Origin of the sequence: Methylorubrum podarium (genome assembly GCF_022179745.1) — a bacterium.
Lineage (GTDB): Bacteria > Pseudomonadota > Alphaproteobacteria > Rhizobiales > Beijerinckiaceae > Methylobacterium > Methylobacterium podarium.
In genome coordinates this window covers 1-11,509 of record NZ_BPRD01000185.1, presented here as the reverse complement: position 1 = coordinate 11,509, position 11,509 = coordinate 1, and the positions used below count along the sequence as shown (strand labels likewise).

Sequence of the window (11,509 nt, the reverse complement as noted above, 5' to 3'; positions counted from 1 at the left end):
CCCACGCGATCGACCGGAAGCCGTATCACACGGTCAGGCCACCTGGGCTCCGCACCTCCCCATCCACGCCGGATGCCCCCTCCGATCTGCGCAGGAACAGGAAGACCTGCCGCCCCTCGCCCGCCAGCGCCGCGGCGCCCTGGCGTCCGCAGATCCAGTCGCGCACCATCGCCGCGGCGGCGGGCGAGACGGCCGGCTTCCACAGCCAGATGTCGCGGGCCTCGTCGACTCCGTGCTCGCGGAACAGGGCGGCGGGCGCGTCCTCCGCCACGCCCACCGACCAGGCGGAGAAATCGGCGCCGAACTCCTTCACGTAGCTGATGAACTCGAACTTGATCTGCTGCACGCTGTAGGCGGCCATCGGCGCCGCCCTCACGCGGGGATCGGCGCGATGCGGCCGGGCTCGGTGCGCCGGGCCTGCGCCCGGGCGGCGCCCTCGCGCTTCTCCTCGGCCGACATCTCCTTGATGACCTCTTCGAGCGCGTTGAGCGCCGTGCCGACGCCGTGCCCGGCGGCGAGCGAGAGCCAGGCGAAGGCCTCGACCCGGTCGCGCGCCACCCCGATCCCGTGGGCGTAGAGATGGCCGAGCCGGGCCTGGGACGGGTAATGCCCGGCCTCAGCCGCGCTCCGGTAGAGTTCGGCGGCCCGTGCCGGGTCCGCGGGCAGTCCGTCGCCCTTCGCCAGGAGGGTGGCGAGGTTGTAGGCCGCCATCACGTCGCCGCCGGCGGCCGCCCGTTCCAGCCAGCGCGCGCCCTCGGTCCGGTCCTGCACCACGCCCTGGCCCATGGCCAGCATCGCCCCGACATTGGTCGCGGCCGGGCCGTGGCCCTGCTCGGCGGCGCGGCGATACCATTCGAACGCCTTCGGCAGGGAGGCGGGGAGTCCGGCCCCGGCGGCGTAAAGCGCGCCGAGCCACGCCTGCGCCTCCGGGTCGCCCGCCTCGGCGAGCGGACGGAACACGGCGAGCGCCCGGTCGTAGGCGCGGGCCTGGAAGGCCGCGACGCCGTCGGCGAGGACGGGGGCGGCGGCGAGAGGCTGGGCGGCAAGGCTCATGAGGCGTCTCCCGGAACGATCAGCAGCCGCGGCCCTGGGCCGTGGCGAAGAGGGGTTGGGTGTCGGTGATCGCGGGCCGTGCCCGCACGCGGGCGGCGATGCGCTGCTGCAGCCACAGGCCGGCGGCGTTGGCCGCCCCGGAGAGAGCCGCCTGCGCCGCGACGGCCGTCGCCATCCGGGCGGCGATCTCCGCCTGCCACGCGATCCAGGAGGCTTCCCAGGAGGATTCCCGAGAGGTTTCGCGATCGGCCGGCTCCGCGCCGTCCGAGCCGAGCAGCCCGATCCGCAGCAGCGTCTGCCCGAGCGCCGTCGGCTGGAGCATCACCGCGCAGGTCTCCCCGCGCGCCTCGATCAGGACGAGGTTGGGGAAGTGGACGGCGATCGCCGCGGCCTCTCCGGTCGCGAGGCGGCCGGTCAGATGCAGGCTGTCGGAGGTTTCCGAGAAGCGCCCGCCCTCGGCCAGCGCCTGGAGCGCGAGCTTCCAGTTGCAGGCAAACTCCGCCCGCCGGGTCTCGGCGGCGAGGGCGGCCAGCCCCTCGGGCGGGGCTTCGGGCGGCACGGCACGAGGGTCGAGGTTGATCCGCACCAGCGGCCCCCAGGCGCGGACGGCGACCGGCAGCAGCCGCTCCGGGCGCAGGCCGAGATACTGGTGCATCGCCGGCGTCGGCCCGTCCCTCCCTGCGGGCAGGACGGTGCCGTCGCGGCTGTAGCCGCAGGCGGTGAAGGAGCAGCGGGTCTTGGTGCCGGTCCGGCATTGCAGCGGCACCGCGCGGCAGCCGCCGTGCTGGGCCTTGTTGAAGCGCCCGACGAGGCCGCCGTCGCCCTCGCGCTGGACGTGGAGGCCGTGATGGCCGGCGGTGAAGGGCAGGAGGTCGCCGGGCGAGGAAATCTCGGCGCCGAGGCCGATGGCGAGCCAGGAACAGGTCCAGACCGCGTCGTCCTCCAGTTCCGCGAAGGCGAGGGCGCGGTAGGCGGCCGGGGGCAGCAGGCGCGGCGCGCCCGGATCGAGGCTGTCCGCGAAGAAGGCGGGGTCGGCGAGATCGACCCCCTCGGCCCGGTGGCCGAGATCGGGGCGGTCCGGCACGAAGCCGGCGGACGCGGCGAGGACCATGAACGCCTCTCACTTCTACCGGAAAGGGGTCGGTGGCAGCGCCTTGGGGGGCTGACGGGCGCTGCCACCGCGGCTCCGCCCGAGGAAGGCGAGGACGGAGCGTCGGATGCGGCTCCCGCCGTGGCGGGAGCCGTCGGGTCGTCAGGCGGGCAGCGGCTCGCCGCGCTCCTTGCGGCTGCGGTGCTCCATCGGCGTCGGGTCGTAATCGGCCCGGCCGCGATGCTTGATCGCGCTCTCCGGCGGGGCCGGCAGCGGCCCGTCCATCGCGAAGCGGTCGAGCACGTTCTTGGTCAGCCGCGAGATGTTGTTGTCGCAGTTGTTCCACGGCAGCGAGCCGCAATAGGCGATCGACGAGAAGGCGAAGCAGGCGCCGCCGTTCGGGGTCTCGTGATAGGCGATGTCGCCGCGCACCCGCGGGTGGGTGGTGCCGTCGAGGCCCTGCTGGTTGAAGCCGAAATCCTCCATGACGAGGAGGTAGGCCTCCGTGTGCCGCCCGGCCGAGGTCGCCACCGTGAGGGTGTGCGGGGGCGAACCCAGCATCGTGTCGACGATGTCGAGTTCGAGACCCGCCGCGCCGCCGCCGACGAGGCCGAAATTGCCGAGTTTTTCGTCGTAATCGATGCCCTCGAAGGCCCACGACACACGGGTATCAAGGCTGTCCGGCGTGCGCGAAAAATAGCTCGACACGTCGAAGCCTTCCGACGACATGCCGACGCCGGCCACCGAGTGCAGGTAGCGTCCGCGGAAGCGCCACATGCCCCCGAGTTCGCCCGTGCCCTGGTGGTAGTACTCGCCCGGATCGGCCCGCCAGGTGCGGATGCCGGATTCGCAGCGGCGCATCTCGGTGACGACGCCGCGGCCCTTGTCCTCGTAGCCCGGGTGATACGAGTGGACCCAGTACCACGCGTCGGCGCCCATATACATCAGCCGGCCGCCGCGCTGGGTGTAGTTGTGGAGCGCGTCGAGCTGGGTGCCGGAATTGTGCTCCGGATGCGAGCCGGTGATGATGACGTTGTAGTTCTCGATCCTCGCGAGGCCATCGTAGGTGATGTCCTCGTCGGTGAAGACGTCGTACTCGTAGCCCATCGTCTCCAGCCAGTAGATCAGGTGGAGGTCGGCCGGGTATTGCCACGGCGCCTGGGCGAGGAAGTGGTCGTATTTCGGCCGGATCGACAGGATCGGTCGCAGGCGCGACGAGATCGAGATGCCGGTGCCGTCGGTATGGGTGTCGTAGATCGAGCCGCCGTACTCGCGGTGCTCGGACAGGAACATGTTCTGCTGCTGCATGATCGGCACGCGGTAGACGAACAGCTCCGCGCCGCCCGCGTTGCAGGCCACGTGCTCGTTGGCATAGGCCATGTAGCTGATGGTCGGCACCATCACCGCGATCTTGGCGGTCTCCTGGCCGATGCGCGGCACCACCCAGAACGGGATGAACTCCTCGTCGCCCTCGGCCGTGGTCAGCTTGGCGGCGTAGAAGCGGCTCTTCACGCCGGTCTCCGGCAGGACCCAGGCGAAGTCGGAGACCCAGCGGGCGTCGTCCACGTCGTCGTCGTGGAAGCTGATGGCGCCGTATTCCTGCGGCGCGTGCTTCCAGTCGAAGTTCTGGCCCGACCAGTTGTAGCCGGTCATGCCGCGATTGGGGCAGTTCACCAGGGTCGCGTCGAAGCGATAGGGGCCCTCGTCCTTGGCCGTCAGGGTGTCGATCCCGACGGAGAAGTTCCAGGCGGCGACGATGCATTCGGAGAGCTTGCCGGTCGGTCCGGCGTTGCGGCGCTCGGTCAGGCCGGGCTGGGCGCCGGCCTTCATCATCTCGATCTCGGCGCGCGAGAGCGCCCGGCTGCAGATGCGCGGGCTGTCGAGCTTGCCGTTGTATTTGCCGGCAAAGACCACGCCCGCCGGCTTCGAGGAGGCGGCGAGCGGATCCTCGGGCGCCAGCCGCTCGACATAGGCGCCGAGCGCCACCGGGACCGGGGCGTGGGCGATGGCCACCTTCAGGCTCGCCTCGACCGGGGCGATCTCGGGATCGAGGGCGTAGACGACCTGCGGCTCGTGGATCAGCGTCACGAGGCCGGTGGCGGCGTCGAAGGTCGCGGCGCAGAAGTGCCAGGCATGGTCGCGGATCGGAACGCCGGTGGTGATCCGGTGCTCGTTGATGCGCAGTTCGAGGCAGCCCTCCTCGTTGATGAAGAGGCCGTAGCCGCACTCGTTCGACCACTTGGTGACGAGCCCCTGCGGCCCGTGCTTCCAGTAGCGCGGATGGGTCTTGGGCGCGGTCGGCCAGATCCAGCACTGGAGCGTGAAGCTCTCGACGTGGAACGGCTTGGCATCGGCCACGTAGGCGTAGGAGCCGCCGTGGATGATCTGCTTGCGGCCCGTATAGCTGCCGTTGACCGCCGCCTCGACCGGCTTGTCGATGTAGCCGGGGCCGCGCGGGTTGGTATCGCCGTTGATCATCTGGACGATCTCGACCTTGTACTCGGACGGACCGTCGCAATTGACGTAGAACTGGATCGTATCGCCGGGATGCACGCCGAACTTGTCGGCGTAACCGGTCAGCCTCATGGTGGTCATCGGGTCAATCCTTCGGGCATCGTCGTTGGTGCGCGCCGCATCCGTTCCGCGCGTCCTTGCGCGAGGGAGCGCCGGGAGGCGTCCGCGGCCTCCCGCTGATCGACTGGGTCTCGGAGTTTTGCCGGCTCAGGTGATCGGCCAGTTGTCGTCCTTGCGCTTCCAGCCCTCGTGATAGTCCTCCGGGAAGCCGTAGCTGTCGGAGAGCTCGTCGAGGCGCATCAGGAAGATGTGGTGCTGGATCTCCTGCTCGTCGGTGTAGATCGTGTCGCCGACGAATTCGGGGGGCACGCCGCGGATGCCGGAGAGGCGGGCGATGCGCCACTCGGCATCGACCTTGGTGCAGATCACGATCAGCTTGCCCTTCGGGCTCTGGCCGCGCATGCGCAGCAGCACCCGCTTGAGCACCGGATCAGCATGGACGCCGCCCGTCACCACGGTGGTGTCGCCCGGCGTCTCGCACAGCAGCACCGTGTTGCCGGCGACCCCCTTCATCGAATCCATGCAGGCCTTGTGCGCATCGATCAGGCGCTGGCGCTCGGGCGTGCCCTTCCTCGGGATCGGTTCCATCGTCGTCGCTCCTCGTGATCCGGGCCGCGCCGTTGCGGCCGGAGATGGTTGCGGGCCCGCCTGCACCGCCGGTTCGATCCGGCGGGCGGCCCGTGCCGGCGGAGCGGCCATGCTCCGCTGAGAAGTTGAGATGTGGGCAAAATCGCCCATAGTATTCGGAAACATCGATCCGAATACGTCGCTCTTCTTTACTAGTCGAGTTTAGTTCTGTTCGAGACTGCGGGTCAAGCACAGATTTCTTGTGAGGAAACGTTTTTTACGCTGATCTTGAACGTTTCTGCCGTGACCGCGAGCGTCGGCGAAGCGATCCGGCGGCGCGGCCTTTCCGGAAGGAGCGGCGCCCCGGATGGCCTCGCCATGACGGCGTGTCCGAGGGCTCAGATCGTCATGTGCCGCTCGATCAGTTCGTCGGTCATCTCGGCGATCGGCCCGCGGGCGACGATGCGGCCGTTCTCCATCATCAGGAAGGCGTCGCCGAGCTTGCGCGCCACCTTGATGTGCTGCTCGGTGAGGATCAGCGTGATGCCGAATTCCTTGTTGAGCCGCCCCAGGGTCTGGCCGATCTCGGCGACGATGTTGGGCTGGATGCCCTCGGTCGGCTCGTCGAGGAGGAGGATTCGCGGGTTGGTGGCGAGCGCCCGTGCGATGGCGAGCTGCTGCTGCTGGCCGCCCGAGAGCAGGCCCGCCTTCCGGTGCAGGTTCTGCGCGAGGTAGGGGAACAGGGTGAGGCAGAGTTCCGGCACGTCCTGGCGCCCGTCGGTGCGGGCGAAGGTGCCGAGCAGGATGTTCTCCTTCACCGTGAAGTGCGGCAGGATCTGGCGTCCCTGCGGGATGTAGCCGAGGCCGTACTTCGCCCGCACATGGGTCGGCGCCTTGCCGACGGACGCGCCGTCGATCCGGATCTCGCCGGAGGTGCGGTCGGTCAGGCCCATGATGGTGCGCAGCAGCGTGGTCTTGCCGACGCCGTTGCGGCCGAGCACGCACAGGCACTGCCCCTCGGGCAGCCCGAGGCCGATCTCCTTCAGGATCGGCGTCTTGCCGTAGTAGGAGGTCACGCGGTCGAGATCGAGCAACATCATCAGACCTCCGGCTCGCCGAGATAGACCTCGCGCACCCGCGGGTCGTTCTCGATGTCGCTGAGCTTTCCCTGCGCCAGGAAGGCGCCCATGTGCATCACCGTGACCACGTCGGCGATCTGCCGGACGAAGCCCATGTCGTGCTCGACCACGATCAGGGTGTTGGTGCGCTTGAGTTCGTTGAGGAAGACGATGGTCTTCTCGATCTCGGACTCGGTCATGCCCGCGACCGGCTCGTCCAGCAGCAAGATCGCCGGGTTCTGCATCAGCACCATGCCGATCTCGAGCCACTGCGTCTCGCCGTGGGAGAGGAAGCCGGCCTCGACCTCGAGACGGTCCTTGAGGCCGGTCAGGGTCGCCACCTCGTCGAGCTTGGCCGAGAAGCCGGCGGGCCGCCGCCGCAGCATGTTGCGGAACGGATTGACCTCCCGGCTATAGGCCACCTCGAAGTTCTGGCGCACGCTCAGCTCGCGGAACACCGCCGGCACCTGGAATTTGCGCCCGATGCCGCGCTGGGCGATCTCGTGCTCACTCAAGGACGTGATGTCGTCCCCGCGCAGGACGATGGAGCCGGAGGTCGGCTTCTGCCGGCCGGTGATGAGGTCCATGGTGGTGGTCTTGCCAGCCCCGTTGGGGCCGACGAGGCAGCACAGGGTCAGCTCGGTCACGTCGAGGCTGAAGCCGTTGATGACCTTGGTGCCGCCGAAGCTCTTGTGCAGGTCGCGGATTTCGAGAACGCCCATCGCCCCCTCCCTTACTCGCCCGCCGCCGGGGCGCCGGAGATCGCATCCCGCAGGTCGGGCCGCGCATGCTTGCCCGGCTGGCGCGCCAGCGCGCCGAGCACCTTTTCGAGAAGCCCCGCCAATCCCTTGGGCAGGAAGCGCACGACCACGATGAAGAAGGCGCCGAGGACGAGGAGCCAGGTCGCGAGGAACTGGTCGCCGAGATAGCTCTGGCCGCCCTGGATCAGGAAGGCGCCGAGGATCGCCCCGAGCAGCGACAGGCGCCCGCCGATCCCGGCCCAGATCACCATGCCGATGCTGAAGGTGGTGTCGAGCTGGGCCGGCGAGACGTACTGGATCAGCATCACCCAGAGGCAGCCGGCGAGCGCGGCGATGAAGCCGGAGATCGCGTAGATGCAGGTCTCGTAGAGGGCGACGTTGTAGCCGAGGAAGCGCACCCGCTCGGGGTCGCCGCGCAGAGCCTGGACGACGAGGCCGAACTTGCTCTGGGTCAGCAGCTTGGCACCGACCGTCGTGACGATGAGCAGGCCGCAGACGATCCAGTAGGCGGTCGGGCTGTAGGGGTCGATGTCGGTGCCGAACACGCTGAGGGGCGAGGGCGGCGAGATGCCGTTGGCGCCGTTGGTGTAGGGCTGCATGTCGAGGATCAGCGTGGCGAAGGCGGAGAGCATCGCCAGCGACATGATCGCGAAGAACGGCCCCGAGACCCGGGCGCGGAACATCAGCGTGCCGAACACGACGTAGAACAACGTCGGCACGACGAGCGCCAGGAGGATGCCGCCGCCGGTGCTCCAGAACGGCTGCCAGAACCAGGGCAGGTCCTCCAGGCTGTTGTTGAGCATGAAGGGCGGGATCGGGTTCGAGTCCGGATCCTGCGACTGCATCTGCATCGTCATGGCCATGCCGTAGGCCGCGAGCCCGAAGGCGATGCCCTGGCCGAGATTGAGGATGCCGCCGAACCCCCAGCACAGGCTGATCGAGAGGGCGAGCATCCCGTAGATGCCGTAGACGGCGAACTGGTTGAGCAGGAAGCCGTCGGAGACGAAGGCCGGGATCAGGGCGATGGCGACGAAGAACAGTCCGTAGACCGCCCATTGCGCCGGCTTGCTGTGATAGAGGTTGCGCGTCGTCATCTGCGGGTGAGACTCTTCTGACGGGCTGGGACGGGACGGCCGACGCTGATGGTGTCAGCGGCGGCCTTTGGCGACGGCGAACAGGCCGCGCGGGCGGAAGCGCAGGAACACGACGATCAGCACGTAGAGGAGGAAGCGCGCGAAGGTGTCGTTGGTGACGAAGGCGAAGACCGACTGGAGTTCGCCCGTCAGCCCCGCCGCCGCGACGCTGCCCATCAGCGTGCCGCCGCCGACCACCACCACGAGGAAGGCCTGCACCACGTAGGCCGTGCCCATGGTCGGCAGCACGATCGCGAGCACGCCGAAGAGAGAGCCGGCGACCCCCGCGAGGCCCGCGCCCAGCGCGAAGGTCGTCATGTAGACCCGGTCGGCGTTGATGCCGAAGGAGGCGGCCATCTCCTTGTTCTGCATCACCGCGCGGACCTGCATGCCGAAGCGGGTGCGGTAGAACAGCCAAGCGGTGGCCGCGACGATGAGCGCGGTGATGGCGAGCACCACGAGGCGGAACACCGACAGGCTGGCGAAGCCCACCTCGACGTTGCTCTGGAAGATTTCCGGCACGGCGATGTATTTCGGGTCCGAGCCGAAGATCAGCCGCACGCCCTGCATCAGCACAAGCGACACGCCCCAAGTGGCGAGCAGCGTGTCGAGCGGGCGGTTGTAGAGGTAGCGGATCAGCCCGCGCTCGATGACGAGCCCGATCAGCGCCACCACGGCGAAGGAGGCGGGCAGGCACAGCAGGAACGGCAGGCCAAGGGAGGATTGCAGGGCGTAGGAGGTGTAGGCGCCCAGCATGATGAACTCGCCGTGGGCCATGTTGATGACCCCGACGGTGCCGTAGATGATCGTGAGACCGATCGCGGCGATGAGCCAGATGCTGGCGATGCTCAGGCCCAGCACCAGGGCGTTGGCAAAGGGTGCGATGTCGAGGGACGTCACGGGACCTCCGTGCGGGTCTCTCACGAAACTGCCGCGGCACTTCCCCCGCCAGAGGGAGAACGGCCGGTGACCGGGAGTTTTGTGAGGCACTGTGAATGCGAGGCCCGGCCGCGCGGAAGCGCGGCCGGAGCGGTTGCGCGGGGACGCGTCAGATCACGTTCTTGCGGCTCTTGCCGTCGGGGGCGACGAGGCCCGTGGCGGTGCATTTCCCGGCATTCGGGTAGATCGAGTACGGATCGGGCGCCACGTGCTCCTTAGCTTCCGAGACGATCTTGAAGCTGCCGTCGGCCTGGCACTGGCCGATCTTGGGCTTGAGCCAGGAATTGAAGTTGTCGCCGTCGATCCAGATCAGGCCTTCCGGCGAAATGTTGTCCTCCACCCGCACGCCGCCGCTGACGTCGCGGATCATGCGCGAGGTGACCTCCTCGATGTTGCCGGTCTTCTTCAGCGCGGCTTCGAGCCCGGCCTTGAACACGTAGGCCGAGAGGTAGGTCTCCTCCATGTTGTAGTGGGTGGAGCCGTTCTTGCCGTACTTGCTCTTGAGGAAGTTCTCGACGAACTTCTGGTTGGTCGGATTTTCGAGCGACTGGAAGTAGGGCGCCGAGAGGAAGTGCCCGGCGCCGAACTCGGCGCCCATCGCCTTGGTCTCGATCTCACCGGTGGTGAGCGAGGCGATCGGCATCGAATCGACCTTGAAGCCCTCCTGCTTGAACTGCTTGTGGAAGGCGATGTCGGAGGCGCCGACCACGGTCGAGAAGATGAAGTTCGGCTTGGCGTCGCGGATCTTGCCGAGGACGGGCCCGAACTCGGAGCTGCCGAGCGGGATGTACTCCTCGCCGACCAGCTCGCCGCCGGCCTCCTGGAGCCAGATCTTGGCATTCTTGTTCGACTCCTTCGGCCAGACGTAGTTCGAGCCGACGAAGAAGACCTTCTTGCCGAAGTTCTTGACCATGTAGGGGATCAGGTCCTTCGAGTGCTGATTGGCCAGCGGACCCGTGCAGATCGTGTTCTGGGTGCATTCCGCACCCTCGTAGCAGGTCGGATAGTAGAGCAGGCTGTTCTGCGACATCACCACCGGCAGGATCGCCTTGCGGCTCGCCGAAGTGTAGCAGCCGAACAGCGCGATCACCTTCTCGCGGATGATGAGTTCCTTGGCCTTCTCCGAGTAGACGTTGAAGTCCGACTTGGCATCGACGATCACCGGCTGGATCTGATGCCCGGCGATACCGCCGTTCTTGTTGATCTCGTCGATGGCGTACTGCATCACGAGCGTGGAATCTTCCTCCGGCACTGCGAGCTGGCCGGTGAGGGAGAACAGCAGGCCGACCTTGATCGGCTCCCCCTTCTTGAGCGTCGCGCCCCAGGCCTCACGGGCCGTCGGCAGCCAGAGATGCGGCGCGGCGATCGCTGCCGCGGCGAGCGAAGACTGCTTCAATAGCTTCCGACGCGTGAGGTCCATGTCGATCCCCTTATTTGCTGTGCAATTGCCTGATTTTTGAGCGGATACTCGGCTCTTTGCTCAAGAAGTAAATCTTGTTTCTTACAAGGAAACGCTACGGCGCTCTTTCGCGGCGCGTCAAGAGGACATTTCCTTTGGGGACACTTTTTTTCTCTAAGGCAATGGCGGCGACGCGTTTTGCCCGCTTCCGCCCGCATCGTGGCCCGCTTGCAAGCCTGATGCCGCAAAATCCAAAAAGTCCAAATTCGTAGTTGACCGTATGGGAACTTCAGTGCCAGCCTAGTACAGCAAGCCATATGTGATCAAAAAATACGCAAAAGCGCGAGCTTTGATCACATTGCTAAAGAATCGAACGGCACGAAGGCTGCGGCCCGAGCCTGCCGGGGGTTCCGCCAAAAACCAGAAATCGGACAATGGCTGTTGCACGGCACTTGCGAGGCGTGCGGCAGCATCGTGAGCCGGATAAGCGATCGGATTGTGCGATGCACAATCCAGGGTCGCCAAAGGTCAGCGAAGTTTAGATCGCAACGGGTAAAGTCAAGGGGATGACGTGATGCACGGCGGTGGATACGGGAAGGAACCGGGGACGACCCGTTCCGAACAGCGGGGACGGCATCGTGGATGGGCGGCCGGCGCGCTCCTAGTGGCGAGCCTTGCCGGGGGGAGCCTTGCCGGGGCGGGCGCGGCGCTCGCGCAGCAGCCCTCGCCGGTGGGCCAGTTCAACGATCAGACCCAGCCGCGCACCGATCCCGCCATCGCCGCCAAGCCCGCCGACCCCGTCCGCACCGGGCCGCTCGCCCCCTGGGCCACCGACATGGCCGCCCGCGGGCTCACCTTCGACATCAACATCTACG

The 11,509-nt window shown here is 67.5% G+C and carries 10 protein-coding genes and 1 pseudogene; 1 reads left to right on the top strand and 10 read right to left on the bottom strand.

What is annotated here, in order from left to right; translation table 11 throughout:
* Positions 1-25 precede the first annotated feature (25 nt).
* The 10 genes from MFF42_RS10035 to MFF42_RS09990 form a co-directional block, all read right to left on the bottom strand.
* On the bottom strand, positions 26-361 hold the full coding sequence (locus MFF42_RS10035; RefSeq protein ID WP_238255612.1) for a hypothetical protein: 336 nt from the start codon (positions 359-361) through the stop codon (positions 26-28).
* Positions 362-372: 11 nt separating this feature from the next.
* Positions 373-1,053 (bottom strand): tetratricopeptide repeat protein, encoded by a 681-nt coding sequence (locus tag MFF42_RS10030; RefSeq protein WP_238255611.1) that lies wholly within the window; start codon positions 1,051-1,053, stop codon positions 373-375.
* A 19-nt stretch (positions 1,054-1,072) separates the two neighbouring features.
* Positions 1,073-2,164, bottom strand: coding sequence for a Rieske (2Fe-2S) protein (locus MFF42_RS10025; RefSeq protein WP_238255610.1), 1,092 nt, complete (start codon positions 2,162-2,164; stop codon positions 1,073-1,075).
* Between the two features lie 141 nt (positions 2,165-2,305).
* A complete protein-coding gene (locus MFF42_RS10020) occupies positions 2,306-4,738 on the bottom strand; it encodes a N,N-dimethylformamidase beta subunit family domain-containing protein (protein ID WP_238255609.1) in 2,433 nt (810 codons plus the stop codon).
* 126 nt (positions 4,739-4,864) lie between these two features.
* A complete protein-coding gene (locus tag MFF42_RS10015) occupies positions 4,865-5,305 on the bottom strand; it encodes a N,N-dimethylformamidase alpha subunit family protein (protein ID WP_238255608.1) in 441 nt (146 codons plus the stop codon).
* 377 nt (positions 5,306-5,682) lie between these two features.
* Positions 5,683-6,381 (bottom strand): urea ABC transporter ATP-binding subunit UrtE, encoded by a 699-nt coding sequence (gene urtE / locus MFF42_RS10010; RefSeq protein ID WP_238255613.1) that lies wholly within the window; start codon positions 6,379-6,381, stop codon positions 5,683-5,685.
* 2 nt (positions 6,382-6,383) lie between these two features.
* Complete coding sequence (gene urtD, locus MFF42_RS10005) at positions 6,384-7,124, bottom strand: urea ABC transporter ATP-binding protein UrtD (RefSeq protein WP_108939158.1); 741 nt, start codon at positions 7,122-7,124, stop codon at positions 6,384-6,386.
* A gap of 11 nt (positions 7,125-7,135) precedes the next feature.
* Positions 7,136-8,257, bottom strand: coding sequence for an urea ABC transporter permease subunit UrtC (gene urtC / locus MFF42_RS10000; protein WP_238255607.1), 1,122 nt, complete (start codon positions 8,255-8,257; stop codon positions 7,136-7,138).
* Positions 8,258-8,311: 54 nt separating this feature from the next.
* Positions 8,312-9,196, bottom strand: a complete 885-nt coding sequence (urtB, locus tag MFF42_RS09995; protein ID WP_238255606.1) for an urea ABC transporter permease subunit UrtB — start codon at positions 9,194-9,196, stop codon at positions 8,312-8,314.
* Positions 9,197-9,344: 148 nt separating this feature from the next.
* The gene (locus MFF42_RS09990; RefSeq protein ID WP_238255605.1) at positions 9,345-10,655 is read right to left on the bottom strand and encodes a transporter substrate-binding domain-containing protein; all 1,311 of its coding nucleotides are present in this window, start codon (positions 10,653-10,655) and stop codon (positions 9,345-9,347) included.
* Between the two features lie 553 nt (positions 10,656-11,208).
* Here MFF42_RS09990 and MFF42_RS09985 point away from each other — a divergent pair.
* A pseudogene (locus tag MFF42_RS09985) lies at positions 11,209-11,509 on the top strand (carbohydrate porin); the annotation flags it as partial.

Excerpts from the sequence above, each read along its gene's own strand:
- MFF42_RS10015 (WP_238255608.1), bottom strand. The coding sequence starts at position 5,305 with ATGGAACCGATCCCGAGGAAGGGCACGCCCGAGCGCCAGCGCCTGATC.
- urtD (WP_108939158.1), bottom strand. The coding sequence starts at position 7,124 with ATGGGCGTTCTCGAAATCCGCGACCTGCACAAGAGCTTCGGCGGCACC.
- MFF42_RS10020 (WP_238255609.1), bottom strand. The coding sequence starts at position 4,738 with ATGACCACCATGAGGCTGACCGGTTACGCCGACAAGTTCGGCGTGCAT.
- MFF42_RS10025 (WP_238255610.1), bottom strand. The coding sequence starts at position 2,164 with ATGGTCCTCGCCGCGTCCGCCGGCTTCGTGCCGGACCGCCCCGATCTC.
- MFF42_RS10030 (WP_238255611.1), bottom strand. The coding sequence starts at position 1,053 with ATGAGCCTTGCCGCCCAGCCTCTCGCCGCCGCCCCCGTCCTCGCCGAC.
- MFF42_RS09990 (WP_238255605.1), bottom strand. The coding sequence starts at position 10,655 with ATGGACCTCACGCGTCGGAAGCTATTGAAGCAGTCTTCGCTCGCCGCG.
- MFF42_RS10035 (WP_238255612.1), bottom strand. The coding sequence starts at position 361 with ATGGCCGCCTACAGCGTGCAGCAGATCAAGTTCGAGTTCATCAGCTAC.
- urtC (WP_238255607.1), bottom strand. The coding sequence starts at position 8,257 with ATGACGACGCGCAACCTCTATCACAGCAAGCCGGCGCAATGGGCGGTC.
- urtE (WP_238255613.1), bottom strand. The coding sequence starts at position 6,381 with ATGTTGCTCGATCTCGACCGCGTGACCTCCTACTACGGCAAGACGCCG.